The organism is Rhizobium jaguaris, assembly GCF_003627755.1.
GTDB classification, from domain to species: domain Bacteria; phylum Pseudomonadota; class Alphaproteobacteria; order Rhizobiales; family Rhizobiaceae; genus Rhizobium; species Rhizobium jaguaris.
In genome coordinates, this window is the sequence record NZ_CP032694.1 from 3,845,722 (window position 1) to 3,866,213 (window position 20,492).

Here is a 20,492-nt window from a genome sequence, read left to right on the forward strand (position 1 = left end):
GGTATGTCTATTGGTTATGCGTGTAAAAGATCAGTTCTTCCGGTTGCGTTTGTCGAAGCGCCGGGCAAGCCCGTCGCCAGCGCTCTGCACCACCTGCACCAGCACGATCAGCACCACGACGACGAGCACCATCATCTCGGGATTGAAGCGTTGGTAGCCGAAGCGGATGCCGAGGTCGCCCAAACCGCCGCCGCCGACAGCCCCGACCATGGCCGAGTAGCCGATCAGACTGACGATGGTCATGGTCAGCGCCATCAACATGCTGGGCCGCGCCTCGGCGAGCAGCACCTTGAAGACGATCTGGAACGGCGTCGCTCCCATGGCGCGGGCGGCTTCGATCAGGCCCTTGTCGACCTCGCGGATCGCGGATTCGACCAGGCGCGCGAAGAACGGAATGGTAGCGATGGTGAGCGGCACGATGGCGGCCCAGGTGCCGATCGACGTGCCGGTCAAAAGGCGCGTCAGCGGCACGATGGCAACCACCAGGATGATGAACGGCGTCGAGCGCGCCGCATTAACGATAAGGCCGAGCACGCGGTTGGTTTTCGGCGCCGGAAACAGCTCGCCCTTGCCGCTGGTGGCCAGGAACACGCCGATCGGCAGGCCGATGATCGAGCCGACGATGCCGGCGACGAAGACCATCTGCAGTGTCTGCATCAGCGCCTTGGAGAGCAGGTTGAAGAGCATATCAGGGGACATAGCCGAGCACCTCCGTGACGAGACCCGTTTCGGCATAGAAGCGATTGGCCCGCGCGACGACATCCGGCTCCGCCGAATAGGAGACGACAAGGGAACCGAAGGGCTCGCCCGATATCTCCTCGATCGCGCCGGCAAGGATATTGACGTCCGAGCCGAGCTCGGTGACCAGCCGACCGGTCAGCGGCCTGAAGGCCGTGTCCCCGAAGAACACCAGTCGGACCAGCACCCGGTCGCCGGCCGCCGGCTGCGGCTTGACGGCGGAGCGCAGCCAATGCGGCAGTTTCAGCGCCGAGGCAAGCAGCGTGCGCGTCGTCTCGTGCTGCGGGTTGGTATAGACATCGAAAGTACGGCCGGATTCGACGATGCGGCCTGCGTCGATGACAGCCACGTGGCTGGCGATGGTTTTCACCACCTCCATCTCGTGGGTGATCAGGAGAACGGTGAGACCGAGCTCGGCATTGATCCGTTTCAGGAGCTCAAGGATCGACTGCGTCGTCTCGGGGTCAAGCGCCGAGGTCGCTTCGTCGGAGAGCAGCAGTTTCGGGTCAGTTGCCAGCGCGCGGGCAATGCCGATGCGCTGCTTCTGACCGCCGGAGAGTTCCGACGGATAGCTGCCGGCCTTTTCGCCGAGACCGACGAGATCGAGCAGCGGCCCGACCTTGGCGCGGATCGTCTTTTTGTCGACGCCGGCGATCTCCAGCGGCAATGCCACATTGTCGAAGGCTGTGCGCGACGACAGAAGGTTGAAGTGCTGGAAGATCATGCCGATCTGGCGGCGCAGGCTACGCAACCCGTCCTCACCGAGCCCGCCGACGTCGACGCCATCGACCAGCACCTTGCCGCACGTGACGGCCTCGAGCCCGTTGACCATGCGGATCAGCGTCGACTTGCCGGCGCCGGAGCGGCCGATAATGCCGGTGATGGCGCCGCGTCCAACGGTGAGATCGACGCTCTCGACGGCGGTGAAGCCGCCTTCGCCGGCAGGCCCGTAACGCTTCCCGGCGCCTTCGAAAGCCACCATCGGCACCGAATGCGCTGCGCCCGCCGTATCGCTTCCCAACTGACCGTTTGATGCGGCCCTGGCAGCCGCTTGTTGGCCGGCGTGTTGCGTTGTCATGCTATGCTCTCGGATGTAGGTCTTCACAAACTGGCGGCTCTATAACCGCAAATGCACAGATTAGCCAATCAGGCTGCACATTCGAAGACAAACATGGATCCGGCGCATGGGAGAGAGCTTTCTTGGCAAACGGTCACGAGAGACGATCCGCCTCTCTTGTTGATGCAACTTATGCCGCGACCACCCGCCGCTGCCCAGGGATTATTGTTCGCTTATCGGATGCGGCAGGAAAAATATTCCTACTGCGCCGCTACCATCGGATGAGATCCGATGAGATTCTGGGTTCCCGCTTAAGAAACAGCTTTGAGATTACGCACTGTTCCACCGGGCCGGAGCCTATAGGGCACGGTCAGGTGGCGCGGCGGCGCGGCATTCTCCGCCATGTCGAGCAGCAGCGAGGCCGCAGCCGCTCCCATCGTCACTTCCGGTATCTCCACCGTCGTCAACGAAAGCTCCATCAGTAGGCCGAGGGAGATGCCGTCGAAACCGGCAACGGAGATGTCGTGCGGAATCGAAAACCCCTGGCGCCGCAGCGCACCCATGACACCGATGGCCAGGAGATCATTGGAGGCTATGACCGCCGTCGGCTTCAGGCGCGACACGACGTCCGAAAGATCGAGCTGGTCCAGGCTGTTGACGAAGGAAATTTCCAACGGCTCGAATGGCGGATAGTCTGCCGCCTCCATCGCCTTGACATATCCGAGATAGCGCTGCCTGGCTCGATCCGATGCAGCAAAATGGCCGGCGATGAACAGGATGCGGCTATGCCCCTTGCGCAGGAAGTGATCGGTCAGATCCCGACCGGCGCCGAAATTGTCGGTCGCCACGGCTGCGGTGAAGCGTTGCGTCGGCAGATTGCCGAGCAGCACGGTCGGCGGCAGAGCCGAGGAAAGAGCGGGACTATGTTCAGGGTCGCAGACCGTGAGGATGAGACCGGTCGGCTGCTGTTGAAGCAGCGATGCGACGGCATCCGCTTCCTGCGCCGGATCATAGTTCGATTGCGCGATCAGTACGCTGTGCCCTGCATGCATGGCGCGGCTCTGGATGCTGGAGAGCGAGGACGCGAAAACTGGATTGGTGATGCTCGGAATGAGCACGCCGATTGCCGGCCGCCGATTGCCGGCACGGCCGCTGGTGCGGTAGCCGATCTCGGCTGCGGCGCGACGCACGCGGCGCACCATCTCGTCGCTGACCGGGCCATTGCGGTTCAACACCCGGCTGGCAGTCGCAACCGAGCAGCCGGCACGAAAGGCGACTTGCTGGAGCGTCGACATGATCTCACGCACCTCCGGCTTCAGGTCCGGCAGCAACGAAAATAGATCGAGCACCAGAGTAGCCGGCTATTTATCCGAGGTCCGTGACAGTTATTTGAAGGATTCTTGTCGCCTCAGCTCATCCATTTCCGATGTTCGACAAAGCGCTCCGCGACCAGATCGATGAATATCCGTGTTTTCGTCGGCAAATAGGTACGGTTGGGATAGATCGCATTGATGGAGAATTCGGCAGGCTTATAGTCCGGCAGCAGCCGCACCAGCGCGCCGGAAACCAGATCGTCCATGATGAGAAAGCTGGGCGCGAGGAAAATCCCCTGACCGTTCTGCGCCATATAGCGCAACGTCTCGGCGCTTGTCGTGACGATATTGCCTCCGACCCTGACGCTGACCTGTTCCTCGGCCTCAGTGAAAAAGCGCCAGTCGTCGCCGTAGGGATAATAGGAATAGCGCAGGCAATTGTGGCTTGCCAGATCGGCGGGCGCCGTCACGGCCGGATGTCTCCGGATGTAGTCCGGCGAACAGACGAGCACGTGCCGCCAGGGCGTCAGTCGCCGCGCCACCAGGCTCGAATCGGGCGGCATCGTCGTGCGGATGGCGAGATCGTAGCCCTCTTCGATCAGATCGATCATCCGCTCGCCGATATTCAAGTCGATCGTGACCGAGGGGTAGAGGCTCAGATATTCACTGATGACAGGCGACAGGAAGCGGGTGATATGCGTACTGGTGTAGAATTTCAGCGTGCCGCGCGGCGTCGAGGTCGCCGCGCCTGCGGCGCTGTCGGCCTCCTCCAAATCGGCGAGAATCTGGCTCGACCGTTCGTAATAAAGCTTGCCGGTTTCGGTGAGGCTCACCTTGCGCGTGGTGCGGTTGAGCAGCCGGACGCCGAGCCGGTCCTCCAATGATTGTATATGGTTGCCAACCATGGTGACCGACATGTTGAGGCGCCTGGCGGCTGCCGAGAACCCGCCGCATTCCACCACGCGCCCGAATACCTGGAGGCTCGTCAGCCTGTCCATGTTGCCCCTCGATTATCCGCTCTGAGTTGATGATCCTTCCCGATATAAGCACATTATCACGCGGCGCGTCACGGCGCATTCTCCAGCCAACGAAACAAGGACCTCCGCACCGAGGTCAGGGCCATGGAGAGAGACAATGGTTGAGTTGCCGCGCAAGGAACAGTTCCAGACCGTCCTGGAAGCAGATGTGAAAACGCCCGCCGTCGCCGAGGCGCCTGCTACCGGAACCCCTGCCGCTGAGACCCCGAAGTCCAAGTCGGGCGGCAAGATCGTCAAGCGCACGATCATCGCCGCCGCATTGCTGGCCGGTGCTGCCTTCATCGGCAATTATGGCTACCATTATTGGACAACCGGCCGCTTCATCGAATCAACAGACGATGCCTATGTTAAGGCCGATTACACCACTATCGCTCCGAAGATTTCCGGCTACATCGCCGAGGTGCTGGTCAACGACAACGACCGCGTCAAGGCCGGCCAGGTACTCGCCCGCATCGACGACCGCGACTATCGCTCAGCCCTCACCCAGGCTCAAGCCGATGTCAAAGCCGCCGAGGCCGCCGTTACCAATCTCGACGCCCAGATCGCCCTGCAGCAATCGATCATCGACCAGGCCAAGGCCACTATCGTTGCCTCGCAGGCTTCGCTCACTTTCGCCGAAGCGGACTCGCAGCGCTCGCAGAACCTGATCCGCAATGGCGCCGGCACGACGCAGCGCGCCGAACAAAGCCAATCGGCACGTGACCAGGCTGCAGCCAACCTTCAGCGCGATCAGGCAGCTCTTATCGCCGAACAGAAAAAGATCGCAGTCCTTCAGACCCAGCATGACCAGGCCGTCGCCCAGCGCGATCGCAGCGCCGCCGCCGCCCATCAGGCTGAGTTGAACCTTTCCTACACCGGAATTGTCGCTCCCGTAGACGGCACGGTCGGTGCCCGCACGCTGCGTATCGGCCAATTCGTCACTGCGGGCACGCAGTTGATGGCGGTCGTTCCTCTTAATGCGGTTTATGTCGTCGCCAATTTCAAGGAAACACAGTTGACCTATGTTCGCCCGGGGCAGCCGGTCGAAATCAAGGTCGACAGCTTCCCGGACGCCGCCATCAAGGGTCATGTCAATAGCGTATCACCGGCAAGCGGGCTTGAATTCTCGCTGTTGCCCCCGGACAACGCGACCGGCAACTTCACCAAGATCGTCCAGCGAATTCCGGTCAAGATCACGCTGGACGACGCAAGCCTTGCCGGCCTGCTGCGCTCCGGCATGTCGGTCGAACCCGAGATCGACACCAAGACCGCAGTTCAAGGCGGACACTGAGACGAGGGATTATCCAGCCAAACTGGATGATCCTTCCCTTCCTTCCTCGATTATCACTCGGACCTCCCCGTGAGACTGTCTCTTCCAGAGAGCCAGAGGAGAAACGTCATGGCTACGCTTCAGATCGCCGCTAACAGCAATTCCTCCGCAAAGCCCGCACCCGCAGCCAGCGATGCTGCCACCATGAGCCCGCTGAAGATGTGGACGGCCGTCATCAGCTCCACGCTTGGCGCCTTCATGGCCGTCTTGAACATCCAGATCGTCAATGCCTCGCTGGCAGACATCCAGGGAGCGATCGGCGCCGGCACGGACGACGGCGGCTGGATTTCCACCTCCTACCTGATCGCCGAGATCGTCGTCATTCCTCTGACCGGCTGGCTCGCACGCGTGTTCTCGATGCGCACCTATCTCCTGGTCAACGCCATCCTGTTCCTCATTTTCTCGGTTGCCTGCGCCTTTGCCGCCAACCTGCAGCAGATGATCATCCTGCGCGCCATTCAAGGTTTTTCCGGCGGCGTGCTGATCCCCATGGCCTTCACCATCATCATCACCCTTCTGCCCAAGGCCAAGCAGCCGATCGGCCTTGCCCTCTTCGCGCTGTCGGCCACCTTCGCGCCGGCCATCGGCCCGACGATCGGCGGCTATCTCACCGAAAACTGGGGCTGGGAATATATCTTCTACGTCAACCTCGTCCCCGGCGCGATCATGGTCGGTATGCTCTGGGCTTCGCTCGACCGCGCGCCGATGAACCTCGGCTTGCTGGCCAAGGGTGACTGGCCCGGCATCATCACCATGGCGATCGGCCTCGCCTCACTGCAGACCGTGTTGGAAGAAGGCAACAAGGACGATTGGTTCGGCTCGCCATTTATCGTCCGCCTTTCGGTCATCGCCGCCGTCTCGCTGACCCTCTTCCTGATCATAGAACTGCGGGCAGCCCATCCGCTCCTGAACCTGCGCCTGCTGGCGCGCCGCAACTTCGGCTTCGGTATCGTTGCCAACTTCCTGCTAGGCATCGCGCTCTACGGCTCGGTCTTCATTCTGCCGATCTATCTGACGCGCATTCAGGGCTATAATTCCGAGCAGATCGGCATGGTGCTCGCCTGGACCGGCATCCCGCAGCTCCTGTTGATCCCGCTGGTTCCGCGTCTGATGAAGCGCATCGACCTGCGCATCATGATCGTCGTCGGCTTCGCCCTCTTCGCCACGTCGAACTTCATGAACATCTACATGACGGCAGACTATGCCAGCGACCAACTGTTCTGGCCGAACATCGTCCGCGCCATCGGCCAGGCCCTCGTCTTCACTCCGCTGTCGGCCATCGCCACCTCGGGCATCGAAAAAGAAAATGCCGGTTCCGCTTCGTCGCTCTTCAACATGATGCGCAACCTCGGCGGCGCCGTCGGCATCGCCATGCTGCAGACCTTCGCCCAGAAGCGTGAGCAGTTCCACTCGAACATCCTGACGGACTCGGTCACGGTCTTCGATGAAGCCACCCGCACCCGCATTGCGCAACTGACCGCCTACTTCATGAACCACGGCGTCTCCGACGTTGCGACAGCCCAGCACAAAGCCATCGTCGCCGTCGCGCTGCGCCTGCGGGAACAGGCCAATATCATGGCTTACAGCGACACCTTCTACCTGCTCGGTGTCGCCCTAGTCGCAGCCCTCATCGCCAGCCTGTTGCTCAAGAAACCCGGCCATATCGAAGGCGGCGGCGCTCACTAGGCGCCGCACCCCACCCTTGCCTCAGGAGACACGATCATGACCGCCGTCAAGACCCGCCAGCCTGCAACTTCCCAGTCTGCAACTTCATTGTCTGATCTTCTCGATATCGAACATCCTGTCTCCGAGCGGGGCGCCATCAGCCCGGCCGCCATCCTCGCTCTCATCGAATGGCTCTCGGGCGACGAGGCTCACGCGCTGGACGAGGCCGGCCTGACCTTCGGTCTCGGCCGCCGCCTAAGAAGCCTCGGCCTTCCGGTCGACCGACTGACCTTGCATCTCATGACCCTGCATCCGGAAATCCTCGGCCGCTCCGTCGCATGGTCGCCGAACGAGCCGGTACAGATCCGCGACCGCGAGCACGGGACCATTACCCAAACATTCCTTCACAGCGCACTTTGGAAGGCCATGAACATCCGCGATATCGTCATCGCCGGCCGGGGAGATGACGGTGACCAATGGGAACAGCTCGACATATTCGCCGGCCGTGACCTGGTGGAATTGATGATCGTGCCGCTCTGCAATGCCGACGGGCCGGTCAGCGCCGCCTCTTTCGGCACCAAACGTCCAGGCGGCTTCACAGTTTCGGAACGGCAACTGATCGAACGCATCATGCCCTCGCTGCGCAATGCCTGCGAGCTCCGGACGCTGCGGCAGGTCGAGCTTAGCCTGCTCGACACCTATATCGGCCCGATGACGGCGCAACGCATTCTCGCCGGCCACATCCGCAAGGGCGAGATCGAGACCATGGAGGCCGCGCTCATGCTCTGCGACCTCCGCGGTTTCACCGAGCTTTCCAATCGCCTGCCCGGCGAACGCGTGCTGGAACTGCTGAACATCTATTTCGATGCCGTCGTGCCAGCAATTGCCCGCGAAGGCGGCGAAGTCTTGAAATTCATGGGCGACGCCGTTCTCGCCGTCTTCCCCGGCTATGATGCGACCCGCTCCAGCGATGCCGCGCTCGCTGCCGCCAATGCCATCCTCGCCCGCCTCGAAACGCTGCATTTCCCCGATGCCCGGCTGCAGGCCGGCATCGCGTTGCACTACGGCGAAGTCAGCTACGGTAATATCGGCTCCGGCCGCCGCCTGGATTTCACCGTCATCGGCCCGGACGTCAACCTCGTCAGCCGGATACAGGGCGTGTGCAGCGATAGCGGCGAGCCGCTACTGATGTCGCGGGATTTTGCCAAGAAGCTCGGCCATCAACAGAGCTTCTCGATCGGCAGCCGGTTGCTCAAGGGATTTGACGAAGAGATCGAGCTGTTCGCACGACCTGCCGTCTGACATCTATTCCGGCACCACAATGAGGATATCCATATCGAGTCAAGCGGCATGTTCCCGCTGCGCATTCCGCCGGATCGCCTGTGGCGGTTGCCCGAAAGCCCGCAGAAAGGCGCGCCGCATGCGTTCGCGGTCGGCGAAGCCGGTTTCCTGCGCCACCACGTCGATCGAGTGCCGCCCCTCCTCCATCATCAACCGCGCCGCCTCGACGCGCAGGTTCTCCACTGCCTTGGCCGGCGACTGCCCCGTCTCTGAACGGAAAGCCCGGCTGAATTGCCGGGGGCTCAAATGGGCGGCTTCGGCAAGTTGTTCCACCGACAACGGCGTGCGCAGATTGCGCTTGGCGTAGGTAAGCGCGCTCTGTATCCGGTCAGATTTCGGATCCATCTCCAGGAGTGCTGAGAACTGCGACTGACCGCCGGCTCGACGGTGATAGACGACGAGTTTCTTCGCCACCGCGCGCGCCACGTCGATGCCGTGATCCTTTTCCACCATGGCCAAGGCCAGATCGACGCCGGCCGTCATGCCGGCCGACGTCCAGATCGAACCATCGATGATGAAGATGCGGTCCTCCTCCATTTTGATCTTGGGAAACCGCTTCTGGATATCGCGGGCCACGATCCAGTGCGTCGTCGCTCGCCGCCCATCGAGCAGGCCCGCATGGGCTAGGAAATAAGTGCCGGTGCAAATGGAAGCCAGACGACGCGAACGCGCCAACGCCTCCTGCATGAACAGCCGTTCCCCTGCCGTCGGGACAGCCTCCTGCGGCGCGCCGCTGACAATCAGCGTGTCGAACGTCGGATCGTCAAACGCCTGAGTTTCAACCGCCAAGCCGAGCGAGCTCATGATTTTTCCGCCGGTTTCGGAGACGTAGAGCGTCTCGTAGATCGGCTCCTTCATTTCGAGATTGGCGAATTCGAATACCGAGGCCGCGGCCAGGCTCATGACCTGAAAGCCAGGAAACAAAAGAAAGGCGACGCGTTGCATGGCCGAAATCTCCATCTTGTCCTAAAAGGTGGTATATATGACATTTGAGACGCGAACAAGCTGGACTATGAATCCTCTCAAGCGAACGGCGGATGCCGACGCTCTGAACCGAAACGAAGGAGACAGACAATGTCTAGCGAACACAAAGGCACCGCACTCGTCACCGGCGCATCTACCGGCATCGGCGCCCTCTATGCCCACCGCCTTGCCCAGCGCGGCTATGACCTGATCCTGGTTGCCCGCAATTGCGATCGTCTGACGACGCTTGCCCAGCGCCTCACCGCCGAAACCGGCCGCACGGTCGAAATCATTGCGGCCGATCTCAACGAAAAGGCCGATCTCGCCCGCGTCGAGGAGACCTTGCACAGCGATGCCAGCATTACTCTGTTGGTCAACAATGCCGGCGTTGGCGGCACGGCACCATTGCTGGCCTCCGACATCGACAAGATGGAACAGATGATCAACCTCAACGTCACGGCATTGACGCGGCTGACCTATGCGGCGGTTCCCGGCTTCGTCGCCCGCGGTGGCGGTGCCATTATCAACATCGCTTCGATCGTTGCCGTAGCGCCTGAAGTCCTCAACGGCGTTTACGGCGGCAGCAAGGCCTTCGTCCTTGCCTTCAGCCAGTCGCTGAAGCACGAACTGGCCGACAAGAACATCAAGGTCCAGGTCGTGCTGCCGGGCGCCACCGCCACCGATTTCTGGGGCATCGCCGGCACGCCGGTCGAGCATCTCCCGAACGAAATCGTCATGTCGGCCGAAGATCTGGTGGACTCCGCGCTTGCCGGTTTTGACCAGGGCGAATTCGCGACCGTGCCTGCTCTTCCCGAGATCGCACAGTGGAATGCTTACGAGGGCGCCCGCCAGGCCATGATGCCCAATCTATCGCGCGCCAAGCCAGCCGAACGTTACAAGATCGCCTAAGCTGCTGAAAAGGCTCGCACGATATGATCAGATGCGTCAGCATCCCCTTACGTGAGGCGCTGGCGCATTGTTTATATTAGCAATAGAAGATTTACATCACATTTGGACTCAACTTGCTGTTTTCGCGCTGCACTATCTAGGATAGTGCTCCAAAAATTGATAATCGTCGCTGGCATTGGTCTCGGAGGGACCGGCTGTTGTGAGGCTTGGGGCGTAGCAACGATGCATCATGGTGCGGGGTCCGAAGACTATTTCAGGCTAAGCGCGCCAGCGGGTGCGCTTGAAGCTGTCCTATGCAAAAACGGAATGAACCTGGACTGTCCCGAGACGGTCACGGGCAGCACTGGCGAAGCCGGTATTGTGCTTGGCCTGCAGCGTCAGGAACCGGCGTTGGACCGGGTAAAGCTCGGCGAATACTTCATTCCCGTCATTCCCTTCCCGCATGGCACGATCGGGCTTGCCAGCCTGATCCTCGATCCGCCCGGTAAGATGCGTCGCGAGGAAACGACCAGCATCTACCTCTCACGCCGGACCTTCGACCAGATTGCCGATACGCTCGGCACTGACCGCATCGTCGAACTTCCGCTCGCGCCCGGCATCGCCACCGGCGACACCGTCATCGAAAATCTGTTTTCCTGCCTGATCCCGGCCATCGAACAGCCGGGCCGGACGAGCGCCTTGTTCATCGATCACGTCGGCAAGGCTTTCAACGCCCATATTGCCCAGCACTACGGTCGCATGCAGATGGTGCGACCCGCCGTGATCGGCGGTCTGACGCCCTGGCAGTTGCGCCGCGCCCGCGACACGATCAATGCCCGGCTGGATCAGGATGTGTCCCTCGCGCAGCTTGCCAGCGACTGCGGCCTTTCCACCAGCCATTTCGCCCGCGCCTTCGCCCGCAGCACCGGCATCCCGCCGCATCGCTGGGTGATGCAGCGCCGCGTCGACCGCGCCAAGGAGCTGATGCGGACGGGAACGCCTCTTGCCGAGATCGCGCTGATGTGCGGTTTCTCCGACCAAAGCCACCTGACACGCGTTTTTTTCGCAATCCGTCGGCCTCACGCCGGGACGATGGCGGGAATCGCAGATATCAACCGCTTTCGATGTGGCGCCGGTCGCAATGAGAGAGGCCGATCCGTGCTGACCACCGGCAAAGGGCCGTTGCTTGATCGGCGCTATGGCATCAAGAGCCCGCTGACGCTGATCTCCACACTCGCTGGTTCCGAGTCACGGACATGATCCGCGACATCTAGGCCCTTGATTCTTTGCTGCGCCGCAGCAGATCCTCAACAGGAAATACAGAGACGAATGATGCTGTCATCAAGCAATGCCATCATCTTCTCGCGACGACCCGCAGATCCGACCTTTGAAAGGATGCTCTCATGTCAGAAGCAGAAGTACGGACGCCTGCCGCCTCTCCCGGAAAGACCGAACGGCTGTTTTTCCTCGATATCAACGATGGGCGAATTCTCTCCTCCGCCATCGACGGAACCGACCTCAAGCTGATCATCCAGCGCCCGAGCCGCAGCCCGGACGGCATCCTCGTCGACAGCGAAAACGGTTGGCTCTACTGGACGGAAATGGGGACCGACTACAATGCCCATGACGGCTCGATCGAGCGCATTGATCTCGACGGCAGCAATCATGTAACGTTGATTGCGCCGGGCGGCACGCTGGTGACACCGAAGCAGATCCAGATCGACAGTGATGGTGGCAAGCTCTACTGGTGTGACCGCGAAGGCATGCGGGTGATGCGCGCCAATATCGACGGCTCCGACATCGAAACCCTGGTCCAGAACGGCGATAGCCCCGCCGACAGCGCTGATATCGAACGCTGGTGCGTCGGCATCGCGCTCGACCTGCCGCGCGGACAGATCTACTGGACGCAGAAGGGACCGCCGGATGCCGGTCTCGGACGCATATTCCGCGCCGGCGTCAATATTCCGCAGGGCGAGACGGCAACCAAGCGCAGTGATATCGAGACTTTGCTCGACAAGCTGCCGGAACCGATCGACCTCGAACTCGATCTTGCCACTCGCACCATCTATTGGACCGACCGCGGCAATCTTCCGCGCGGCAATACCGTCAACCGCGCCAGCATGGACAACATTGCAGCGACCTCAGAGGTCGTCCTTGAAGGCCTCGACGAAGGTATCGGCCTGTCGCTCGATCTGCCGAACAACCGCATGTTCTTCACCGATATCGGCGGCAACCTCTACTCCGCCAGGCTGGACGGTTCGGGCGAACGCGAGCTGCTACACCATGCGGGCTCGTTCACGGGGATCGTCTACGCGGTTGTTTGAGGTTTTCAACCAACTTCAGATCCCAGGATTACCCCTCACCCTAGCCCTCTCCCCGTTTTGACGGGGAGAGGGAACGACCTCTGTACCCACGCCCAGTAGGTAGTTGAAGGGGAGGCCGCGGGTGCGTCTTTCCCCTTCTCCCCGTCAAAACGGGGAGAAGGTGGCCGATAGGCCGGATGAGGGGCTCCTCTGCACTCAATATCCCCCGCGCACACCATCCATCAGATGCGGCAGTCCCTTGACGCCTTCATCCTGCAATTCCACCGGAAGTAGGCCCTCCGGAAGATCCTGATAGGATACCGGCCGCAGGAAGCGGCGGATGGCAAGCGTGCCGACCGACGTGGTGCGGCTGTCCGATGTTGCCGGGAACGGGCCGCCGTGCACCATGGCATGGCTGACTTCGACGCCGGTCGGCCACCCATTGGCGAGAATGCGGCCGACCTTGAGCTCCAGGACCGGCAGCAGCTTTGCGGCGATCGAGTAATCGCCAGCATCGATCTGCAGGGTAGCAGTGAGCTGACCTTCGAGCTTTTCGGCAACAGCGATCATCTGGTCGATGTCCTTGCAGCGTACCAGCAGGCCGCTGGCGCCGAAGACTTCATGACCGAGACGATCGTCGGCAAGAAAATCGTCGACATAGGTTTCGAAGAAGGCACCGGGGCTGCGGTTGACGCCTTCCGCCGGAGCGCCGCGTGCGACCGTCTTCACGGCTTCATGGCCAGCAAAGGCTGCAACACCATTATCGAAGGCGGCATGGATGCCGGGCGTCAACATCGGTGCCGGCACGCTGCCGGTAAGCGCGGCACTGGCAGTAGCAACGAAGCGATCGAGATCGGGACCGTCAATGGCAAAGAGCAGGCCGGGATTGGTGCAGAACTGACCGGCGCCCATCGTCAGCGAACCGACAAAACCGGTACCGATCGCTTCGGCGCGAGCCGCAAGCGCTGCCGGGAACAGGAAGACCGGGTTGATGCTGCTCATTTCGGCATAGACCGGGATAGGCTCCGGCCGGGCCGCCGCGATTGCGCCGAGCGCCAGACCGCCGCCGCGCGAGCCGGTAAAGCCGACCGCCTTGATATGCGGATTGCGCACCAGCGCGGCACCGGTCTCGTTCGCGCCGGTCAGAAGCGAGAAAGTGCCTTCCGGCAGACCGCAGGCGACGACGGCGGCGCGGATGGCGCGGCCAACCAGTTCACCGGTACCCGGATGGGCAAGATGGCCCTTGACGACAACCGGGCAACCGGCGGCCAGCGCCGAAGCGGTATCACCGCCGGCAACCGAGAAGGCGAGCGGGAAGTTGCTGGCGCCGAAGACGGCGACGGGGCCGAGCGGAATCTGACGCAGGCGCAGATCCGGACGCGGCAGCGGCTTGCGGTCCGGCAAGGCCGGATCGACACGCAGGTCGAGCCATTCGCCGGAACGAACAACCTGCGCGAACAGCCGGAGCTGGCCGACGGTGCGGGCGCGCTCGCCCTGCAGGCGGGCAGCCGGCAGGCCGGTCTCTTCGGTCGCGCGTTCGATTAGCGCATCGCCGATCTCCATGATGTTGGTCGCGATCGTTTCCAGGAACGTCGCGCGGGCCTCCGGGCTCGTGGCGCGATAGGCATCGAACGCCTGGCCTGCCAGCTCGCAGGCGCGGGCAACCTCCGCCTCGCTGGCGACTGCGAAGGCTGGTTCGAGGTTTGCGCCGGTCGCCGGGTTGATGGCGCGCACGGATTTGTTGTCGCCGGTCGAATCCGCGCCGATCAGCAGATCGCCGCTAATCACAAAAGACTGTGTCATGGGTATTCCTTGATGATGCCAGGGCGCCGGGAGTTGCGCCCGTCAGAAGCAGATAGCAAGACGGAATGACAAATGTAAGATGATACTCGTCATCTAAATATCAAGTCTTATCCCAGGGGATAAGACGGCTGCGACCTTATGCACTGCAGTGCCTCGAAATCAAGGATGCTGCTGCACGCTCAAGCCGCCGTCTACGGTCAGGGTGGCGGCATTCATGAACGGGCACTCGTCGGAAATCATGAAGACGGCGGCGAGTGCGATCTCCTCCGGTGTCGCGATGCGGCCGCCCGGATGCAGCCGCATCGTCTCCGCCTTGGCGGCTTCCGGATCGTCAAAGCTGTTCCAATAGTCGATCACCTTCTGCGTCGAGACATAGCCTGGCGCCAGCGCATTCACCCTGACGCCCTTGGCCGCATATTCGAGCCCCAGCGATTTCGTCATGCCGAGCAGCGCATGCTTGGCAAGCGGATAGGGGAAAGTATGCGGAATGATGGTGAAGGCATGGGTGGAGGCAATGTTGAGGATCGCACCGCCGCCCTCGGCAATGATGCCCGGCAGCACCGCCTTGCAGCAATTCCACGCACCCTTGAGATTGATATCGAAACAGCGCCGCCACTCTTCGTCGGTCGTTGCCAGCGGCTCGGAGAAAACGTTGACTCCGGCATTGTTGATCAGCGCATTGAGCCGGCCGATTTCCGCACCCGCCTGCGCCACGACAGATTCGATCTTTGCGGCATCGGTAATGTCGGCCGCGGCATAGCCGAGCACAGCACCCGCTGCCTTCAGCGGTTCAGCCTCGCGCGCCAGCAACGAGCCGTCCATATCGATGAGGAACAGCCGCGCGCCTTCCGCGACACAGGCCTTGGCGATCGCCAGCCCGATGCCCTGCGCTGCGCCGGTGATCAGGATGCGCTTGCCGGAAAGACGGTCGGTCATGAGTGTCCTTTCTTGAATTGAGAGCCGCTAGGCAATTGCTTCAGGACGCAATTGCAGGCTGACCGCCATAGCCTCGCCCGGCTCCAGTACCGTGAGGCCCCCGAAATCAGGCAGGTTATGGCCGTTCGCGAGATGCAACATCGGCTCGAAACAGAAATAGTCGCGCTGAAAATCCGGATCGAAGCCGGCATCGGAGACGAAGATGAAATAGTGCCTGAGGCGCTCATCCGCCGTCAAACGCAGGCGCACTCCTCGCTCAGGCCAGTTGACTTCGGCAAAGCCGTCCCACCCCTCGAAGCCATTGTTGATCCAGCGATGCGGCAATAAGCGCGGAGTTGAGAAATCCAAATCATCGGGAATGTCCAGGGCCTCCCCCGGCAGCCAGCCCTCCACTTCCGTCCAGAACCGCCGCGCCGGTGCCTTGAGCGTCGTGGCCGGCGTCATGGGAAAATAGGGATGCCAACCCAAACCGAAAGGAAGTGCCTCGGGTCCAAGGTTCCTGACTTGGAGATGCATGTCAAAACGGTCGTCATGAATGACGAAGCGCTGCCGTGCTTCATAGGCGTAAGGCGTGCCACGGCCTTCATGCGAAAAGCTGAATTCCGCCTCGCTGCCACTTTCGCTCAGAACAGTCCATTCCGATTGCCAGCCCTCGCCATGCAGATAGTGAGGATCCCACCGCGTATTGGGCTCGAATGCATAGTCCTTGCCGCGGAAGGTGAAGCGATTGCCCTTGACCCTGTTGCCGAGAGGAACGAGCGGATAGCAACCGGAGGAGAGCGCGTCGGCATCATCCGAGGATGCTTCGCGCAACAATGGTGCACGTATCTCGCCCCTCTCCCACCAGAGGCCGAGCACTATGCCGCCACGCGTGGAAAGCCGGGCGGTCAGGCTTCTGCCCCTGAGCTCCACCACCGTCATATCCAGCCATTGTCCTCCGTTCACATCGGCCAACTAAGCGGGACGGTAGTTTTCATCATATTTATTGTCAACATAGGTAGGATTTATATACAGTTGTCTGGGGATGGCTGCGCTTAGTGATTGCATTGACAATTGCAGGAGAGGTGCACGATGGGGAACAACCGGGGAGACGGCATGGCCAGCGGCAAGACGGGGGACAAATTGACCACTGCGATGCCGGGGCTTGTGGAGAGCGGCAAGCGCAGTGTGCGAGAAGCACTGCTGCAACGCTTCATCGACAAGATCATCTCCGGCGAAATGGTCGAAGGTTCGACGCTGCCGAACGAAGCGGAACTGACCGAGCAATTCGGCGTCAGCCGCACCAGCCTGCGCGAGGCCATGCAATATCTGGCGGCGCTCGGCATGATCCGCTCACGCACCCGGGCCGGCACCACCGTGCTACCGCGGGAAAACTGGAACTATCTCGATCCGCTCGTCCTCGACGCCACCCTTCGGCTCGGCGATGACGACCGTTTTCACGCCTCGCTGATCGAGGCCCGTCAATTGCTGGAACCGGCCGCCGCTGCCCAGGCCGCCGCCAACGCCAATGCTCATCATCTCTTCCGCATATCGAAAGCCTTCGAGGAGATGGTGGAGGCCAATGCCCGTGACAACGAGGCCTGGAGCCGCGCCGATCTCGAATTCCACACCGCGATCATCCGCGCCAGCGGTAACTGGGTCTATCTGCAATTCGCCACCGCCATTCGTGCAGCACTACTCGCCAGCTTCCGGCTGACCAACCGCGCCAGCCAGTCCCACGAGCAGGCGATCGCGATGCATCAGGACGTGTTGGAAGCTATCCGCATGCGCCGCCCCGACGACGCACGCAGCGCCATGGAGCGCCTGATCGGCGTTGCCCGCGACGAGATTTCGGACGCACTCAGGAAAGCCCGGACCTAACCATATGGTATTGTAGCCGAGTTCATGCCAATTTACCGGCCATCCGAAAGACTGAACGCGGCCAAGTTCTTATGTCCATTGCGCTCCTCGCCGATCCGATCGTCCAGTTCTGCATCTTGGTGGTTGTCGGCACATTCATCAGCCGTTTCGTGCTTCGCCATCGGCGCGCCGGGCGATTGATTGGGCAGATCGCCTTTTTCATCAGCCTGACCGCGCTTTTGCTGTATCACGGCATCGTACCCTATGAGCCTAGCCCGGCACAGGCACAGACGCAGGACACGGTGACGCTGCGTGTTTTCACCGGCTTCGCCAAGATCGTCTGGTGGATCAACGGCGCCTGGGTGCTGGTCGCCTTCGTGCGCCTGTTCCTGATCTTCGAGCGCAAGCCGCGCGAAGCCAGGCTTGCGCAGGACCTGGTCGTCGGCGTCATCTATCTTGGCGCGGCTCTTTCCGTCGTCGCCGATGTCTTCAGCGTACCCATAGGCACGCTGATAGCGACCTCGGGCGTCTTCGCCATCATTCTCGGCCTTGCGTTGCAGAGCACGCTGAGCGACGTCTTCTCCGGCATCGCGCTTAACCTCGGCAGACCCTATTCCGTGGGCGATTGGGTAGTGCTCGACAATGACGTCCAGGGCCGTGTCGTCGAGACCAACTGGCGCGCCACGCATCTGCTAAGCGGCAGCCACGACCTCGTCGTCATCCCGAACAGCGCTCTTGCCAAGACCCGGATCACCAATCTCTCGAGCCCGGACGAAAGCCATGGCGTCACTATCAACGTCCGCATCCAGCCGACCACGCAGCCGAACGTCATTGTCGAGGTGATGCGCAACGTGCTGATCAGTTGCAACACGATCCAGAAGACGCCCGAGCCCAGCGTGATGATCGATTCGATCGACGGGCAGGCGGTCGAATTGCAGCTAAGCTTCCGCATCCGCGACATATCCCAGACGACGGCCGCCAAGAATGAGATCTACGACCTCATCTACCGTCATTCGAAGGCGGGCGGGCTGAAACTCGCCGGTCCATCCGACGCGATCATGGCGCCGCCGGAACCGCAGACCGAGACCGCAAACGCCGCCCAGCATCCCGGTACACCATGGCGGCTGCTCAACAATATCCCGCTATTCTCGTCGCTGACCGAGGACGAGAAGGAACATCTGGCATCGCATATGCAGCGCCACACCTATCCCAAGGACGCCGTCATCGTCGAACAGGATTCGCGGTTGCGCGCGCTGACCATCGTGCGCTCAGGCGTCGTCAGCGTCACCCGCAGTGAGGCGCAGCGACATATCGAACTGACGCGGCTTGCTCCAGGCGACTATTTCGGCGAAGGCGGTCTGCTGATGGGAGCCGTAGAAGTCGGCACGATCCGGGCGCTGACCTTCGTCGTGACCTACGAGATCGGCGAACATTGCCTGGCGCCGCTGTTGCACGACCGGCCCTCCATGGCCGACGAGCTGGGGACCATCATGTCGAAGCGCATCGAAGCCGAACGCCACCTCTTCCGCACCAGCGATATACTGGTCAATGGCGCGCCGATCGGTTCGCTGACCTCACGCATCAAGCATCTGTTTCAGCTCCAACATGACTAATTCGACTGCACAGCAGGCGCTATCATCGGCGGCACAGTAAAAAACGCCTTGGCATCTGCGGTGAATTGCTCGCGCGACGTCGGCCGTGTGTAGAACATATGCCCGCCGCGATAGAGCTTCAGCGCCACGCGGTCGGCAAAGGCCGGCGGCAGATGATCGAGCACATATTTGTTGACGCCGAAGGGCACGACGAGGTCGCTATAGCCCTGCGCTACCAGGAGCCGGAAGGACGGCACGAGCGTCAGCATTTCCTTGAGGTCGTCCGTCCCGCTCGCATGCAGGCGGGAACCGCCGTTGCGGCCGCCCCAGTTCCAATGCTCGTTCACCGAGTTCGACAACAGATTGTAGGTCATATCTGTATGAAAGCCGAGTTCGTCGCGCGCGTAGCTTGAAAAGGCCCCACCATAGGCACGCACGAATCCATCGAGAATCGGATCGTCGCTGCGGCCGGCCTCCGATTCCGGATAGGGATCTGGTGCCAGGAACGAGGCGTCGTAGGAACTGACGATATCGGCGCCGTCACCATCGGAATGTTTCTGATACACCCCGCCGAGAAAGCCCTGGTTCTTGGCCACGACATCCTCGGGAATACCGGTCAGCTTGGACACGCGGTCGTAGAAAGCGCGACCGGCATCGCCGGTTGGGGGCTTGCCAGCGAGCGTGGGCAGATACTCGTTCAGCGCAAATTTTTCGGCATCCTGAACCCCCTGCTCATTGAAGGCATTTTTTCGCTCCAATTCGGCGGCGGCCAGTGACGGCAATTCGAGTGCCGCGCCGAGCGCCAAGTCATTCGCTCCGAAGACAAGCCGCCCTTCGATCAGCGGCGACAGCATGACGATGCCGGAAATCAGGATGCCCTGATCCTGCCGCAGGCTGGTGGCGACTTTCGCTGCGCGCAGCCCGCCGTAGCTCTCTCCGAGAATATATTTCGGCGAGCCGGCACGTCCGTTATGAGCAACATAAAGCGCAATCGCCTTGGCAAGGCTCTCGGCATCCCCGCGCATGTTGTAGAATTCATTGGCATCATCCGGCTTGACCGTGCGGCTCCAGCCGGTGCCGATCGGATCGATCAGGACGAGATCGGTGAAGTTCAACCAGCTCTGTGGGTTATCGACCAGCTTGGCATTGGCACCGTCGCGCCCGCTCGGACCGAAATCGAGAACGCGCGGTCCAACCAATCCGAGGCTGAGAAAGGCCGAGGCGGCGCCCGGCCCGCCGTTGAAGACGAAGGTGATCGGTCTGCCGGCGTCCTGGTTCTTGGCGACATAAGCGGTATAGAAGATCGCCGCATTGCGCTCGCCGTCCTGGCCGAAGAGATTGAGCGTGCCTGCCGTCGCCGTATAGGGAATGGTTTTACCATCGGCATTCAGCACATGATCGCTGACGGCATCTGATGGCAACAGGGAGAGAACGCTTCCACCGCCCCCGCCGCCGGCAGAACGGCCCTGCTCCGGCGGCGCAGCAAAGGCCAGCGTCGAGACGAGGGAAAAGACCAGCGCAAGGCTTGGCACGATCTTGCGAAAAGACATGCGTATGCAACCTCCATCGGCTCCGCGCATCGGCGCCGTCGCCTCGGATACTATTCCACCAACCGCAAAAGCGCGAATTCAAGAGATGTTGATCGCCGATCCGCCTGTCACATCCCTTTGAAAGGGAAATGCCATTGAGCGCCTGCTGGCCATTTGCC

Annotated in this window: 17 protein-coding genes; 8 read left to right on the plus strand and 9 right to left on the minus strand. The window is 61.5% G+C overall.

The window, feature by feature from the left end; all coding sequences use genetic code 11:
* Positions 1 to 30: 30 nt before the first annotated feature.
* The 4 genes from CCGE525_RS18790 to CCGE525_RS18805 form a co-directional block, all read right to left on the minus strand.
* Positions 31 to 699 carry a methionine ABC transporter permease gene (locus tag CCGE525_RS18790; protein ID WP_120705609.1) on the minus strand — a complete coding sequence of 223 codons (669 nt, stop codon included), beginning with the start codon at positions 697 to 699 and terminating at the stop codon, positions 31 to 33.
* A complete protein-coding gene (locus tag CCGE525_RS18795; RefSeq protein ID WP_120706494.1) occupies positions 689 to 1,720 on the minus strand; it encodes a methionine ABC transporter ATP-binding protein in 1,032 nt (343 codons plus the stop codon). The genes CCGE525_RS18790 and CCGE525_RS18795 overlap by 11 nt, the downstream gene beginning before the upstream one ends.
* 386 nt (positions 1,721 to 2,106) lie before the next feature.
* Complete coding sequence (locus CCGE525_RS18800; protein ID WP_120706495.1) at positions 2,107 to 3,090, minus strand: substrate-binding domain-containing protein; 984 nt, start codon at positions 3,088 to 3,090, stop codon at positions 2,107 to 2,109.
* Between the two features lie 113 nt (positions 3,091 to 3,203).
* Positions 3,204 to 4,106: a LysR family transcriptional regulator gene (locus CCGE525_RS18805; protein WP_120705610.1), complete on the minus strand. Its 903-nt coding sequence runs from the start codon at positions 4,104 to 4,106 to the stop codon at positions 3,204 to 3,206.
* Positions 4,107 to 4,242: 136 nt separating this feature from the next.
* Here CCGE525_RS18805 and CCGE525_RS18810 point away from each other — a divergent pair, with 136 nt between their 5' ends.
* From CCGE525_RS18810 to CCGE525_RS18820, 3 genes are all read left to right on the plus strand, one after another.
* Positions 4,243 to 5,415 carry an HlyD family secretion protein gene (locus tag CCGE525_RS18810; RefSeq protein ID WP_120705611.1) on the plus strand — a complete coding sequence of 391 codons (1,173 nt, stop codon included), beginning with the start codon at positions 4,243 to 4,245 and terminating at the stop codon, positions 5,413 to 5,415.
* 108 nt (positions 5,416 to 5,523) lie between these two features.
* A complete protein-coding gene (locus tag CCGE525_RS18815; RefSeq protein WP_120705612.1) occupies positions 5,524 to 7,140 on the plus strand; it encodes a DHA2 family efflux MFS transporter permease subunit in 1,617 nt (538 codons plus the stop codon).
* 36 nt (positions 7,141 to 7,176) lie between these two features.
* Entirely contained in the window at positions 7,177 to 8,421 is a 1,245-nt protein-coding gene (locus tag CCGE525_RS18820; protein WP_120705613.1) for an adenylate/guanylate cyclase domain-containing protein, read from the plus strand.
* Positions 8,422 to 8,460: 39 nt separating this feature from the next.
* Here the strand turns inward: CCGE525_RS18820 and CCGE525_RS18825 are convergent, their stop codons facing one another.
* Positions 8,461 to 9,405, minus strand: a complete 945-nt coding sequence (locus CCGE525_RS18825) for a GlxA family transcriptional regulator (protein ID WP_120705614.1) — start codon at positions 9,403 to 9,405, stop codon at positions 8,461 to 8,463.
* Between the two features lie 129 nt (positions 9,406 to 9,534).
* On the opposite strand from CCGE525_RS18825, the gene CCGE525_RS18830 reads away from it, so the two are divergent.
* The 3 genes from CCGE525_RS18830 (at position 9,535) to CCGE525_RS18840 (ending at position 12,635) form a co-directional block, all read left to right on the plus strand.
* Positions 9,535 to 10,332, plus strand: coding sequence for an SDR family NAD(P)-dependent oxidoreductase (locus CCGE525_RS18830; RefSeq protein ID WP_120705615.1), 798 nt, complete (start codon positions 9,535 to 9,537; stop codon positions 10,330 to 10,332).
* Between the two features lie 306 nt (positions 10,333 to 10,638).
* Complete coding sequence (locus tag CCGE525_RS18835; RefSeq protein WP_245472041.1) at positions 10,639 to 11,571, plus strand: AraC family transcriptional regulator; 933 nt, start codon at positions 10,639 to 10,641, stop codon at positions 11,569 to 11,571.
* A gap of 143 nt (positions 11,572 to 11,714) precedes the next feature.
* Positions 11,715 to 12,635 (plus strand): SMP-30/gluconolactonase/LRE family protein, encoded by a 921-nt coding sequence (locus CCGE525_RS18840; RefSeq protein ID WP_120705616.1) that lies wholly within the window; start codon positions 11,715 to 11,717, stop codon positions 12,633 to 12,635.
* 195 nt (positions 12,636 to 12,830) lie between these two features.
* Here the strand turns inward: CCGE525_RS18840 and CCGE525_RS18845 are convergent, their stop codons facing one another.
* The 3 genes from CCGE525_RS18845 to CCGE525_RS18855 all read right to left on the minus strand — a co-directional run bounded on the left by CCGE525_RS18845 (position 12,831) and on the right by CCGE525_RS18855 (position 16,274).
* Complete coding sequence (locus CCGE525_RS18845) at positions 12,831 to 14,417, minus strand: aldehyde dehydrogenase (NADP(+)) (RefSeq protein WP_120705617.1); 1,587 nt, start codon at positions 14,415 to 14,417, stop codon at positions 12,831 to 12,833.
* A 159-nt stretch (positions 14,418 to 14,576) separates the two neighbouring features.
* Positions 14,577 to 15,353, minus strand: coding sequence for an SDR family oxidoreductase (locus CCGE525_RS18850; protein WP_120705618.1), 777 nt, complete (start codon positions 15,351 to 15,353; stop codon positions 14,577 to 14,579).
* 27 nt (positions 15,354 to 15,380) lie between these two features.
* Positions 15,381 to 16,274: an aldose 1-epimerase gene (locus CCGE525_RS18855; protein WP_120706496.1), complete on the minus strand. Its 894-nt coding sequence runs from the start codon at positions 16,272 to 16,274 to the stop codon at positions 15,381 to 15,383.
* A gap of 174 nt (positions 16,275 to 16,448) precedes the next feature.
* On the opposite strand from CCGE525_RS18855, the gene CCGE525_RS18860 reads away from it, so the two are divergent.
* Together CCGE525_RS18860 and CCGE525_RS18865 are read left to right on the plus strand one after the other, a co-directional pair.
* Complete coding sequence (locus CCGE525_RS18860) at positions 16,449 to 17,213, plus strand: FadR/GntR family transcriptional regulator (protein WP_205587478.1); 765 nt, start codon at positions 16,449 to 16,451, stop codon at positions 17,211 to 17,213.
* A gap of 71 nt (positions 17,214 to 17,284) precedes the next feature.
* Positions 17,285 to 18,805 (plus strand): mechanosensitive ion channel family protein, encoded by a 1,521-nt coding sequence (locus CCGE525_RS18865; RefSeq protein ID WP_120705619.1) that lies wholly within the window; start codon positions 17,285 to 17,287, stop codon positions 18,803 to 18,805.
* Here CCGE525_RS18865 and CCGE525_RS18870 read toward each other — a convergent pair.
* On the minus strand, positions 18,802 to 20,334 hold the full coding sequence (locus CCGE525_RS18870) for a S10 family peptidase (RefSeq protein WP_120705620.1): 1,533 nt from the start codon (positions 20,332 to 20,334) through the stop codon (positions 18,802 to 18,804). The two genes, CCGE525_RS18865 and CCGE525_RS18870, sit on opposite strands and share 4 nt — an antisense overlap.
* Positions 20,335 to 20,492: the final 158 nt, after the last annotated feature.

Excerpts from the sequence above, each read along its gene's own strand:
- CCGE525_RS18790 (WP_120705609.1), bottom strand. The coding sequence starts at position 699 with ATGTCCCCTGATATGCTCTTCAACCTGCTCTCCAAGGCGCTGATGCAG.
- CCGE525_RS18795 (WP_120706494.1), bottom strand. The coding sequence starts at position 1,720 with ATGGTGGCTTTCGAAGGCGCCGGGAAGCGTTACGGGCCTGCCGGCGAA.
- CCGE525_RS18800 (WP_120706495.1), bottom strand. The coding sequence starts at position 3,090 with ATGTCGACGCTCCAGCAAGTCGCCTTTCGTGCCGGCTGCTCGGTTGCG.
- CCGE525_RS18805 (WP_120705610.1), bottom strand. The coding sequence starts at position 4,106 with ATGGACAGGCTGACGAGCCTCCAGGTATTCGGGCGCGTGGTGGAATGC.
- CCGE525_RS18810 (WP_120705611.1), top strand. The coding sequence starts at position 4,243 with ATGGTTGAGTTGCCGCGCAAGGAACAGTTCCAGACCGTCCTGGAAGCA.
- CCGE525_RS18815 (WP_120705612.1), top strand. The coding sequence starts at position 5,524 with ATGGCTACGCTTCAGATCGCCGCTAACAGCAATTCCTCCGCAAAGCCC.
- CCGE525_RS18820 (WP_120705613.1), top strand. The coding sequence starts at position 7,177 with ATGACCGCCGTCAAGACCCGCCAGCCTGCAACTTCCCAGTCTGCAACT.
- CCGE525_RS18825 (WP_120705614.1), bottom strand. The coding sequence starts at position 9,405 with ATGCAACGCGTCGCCTTTCTTTTGTTTCCTGGCTTTCAGGTCATGAGC.
- CCGE525_RS18830 (WP_120705615.1), top strand. The coding sequence starts at position 9,535 with ATGTCTAGCGAACACAAAGGCACCGCACTCGTCACCGGCGCATCTACC.
- CCGE525_RS18835 (WP_245472041.1), top strand. The coding sequence starts at position 10,639 with ATGAACCTGGACTGTCCCGAGACGGTCACGGGCAGCACTGGCGAAGCC.
- CCGE525_RS18840 (WP_120705616.1), top strand. The coding sequence starts at position 11,715 with ATGTCAGAAGCAGAAGTACGGACGCCTGCCGCCTCTCCCGGAAAGACC.
- CCGE525_RS18845 (WP_120705617.1), bottom strand. The coding sequence starts at position 14,417 with ATGACACAGTCTTTTGTGATTAGCGGCGATCTGCTGATCGGCGCGGAT.
- CCGE525_RS18850 (WP_120705618.1), bottom strand. The coding sequence starts at position 15,353 with ATGACCGACCGTCTTTCCGGCAAGCGCATCCTGATCACCGGCGCAGCG.
- CCGE525_RS18855 (WP_120706496.1), bottom strand. The coding sequence starts at position 16,274 with ATGACGGTGGTGGAGCTCAGGGGCAGAAGCCTGACCGCCCGGCTTTCC.
- CCGE525_RS18860 (WP_205587478.1), top strand. The coding sequence starts at position 16,449 with ATGGCCAGCGGCAAGACGGGGGACAAATTGACCACTGCGATGCCGGGG.
- CCGE525_RS18865 (WP_120705619.1), top strand. The coding sequence starts at position 17,285 with ATGTCCATTGCGCTCCTCGCCGATCCGATCGTCCAGTTCTGCATCTTG.
- CCGE525_RS18870 (WP_120705620.1), bottom strand. The coding sequence starts at position 20,334 with ATGTCTTTTCGCAAGATCGTGCCAAGCCTTGCGCTGGTCTTTTCCCTC.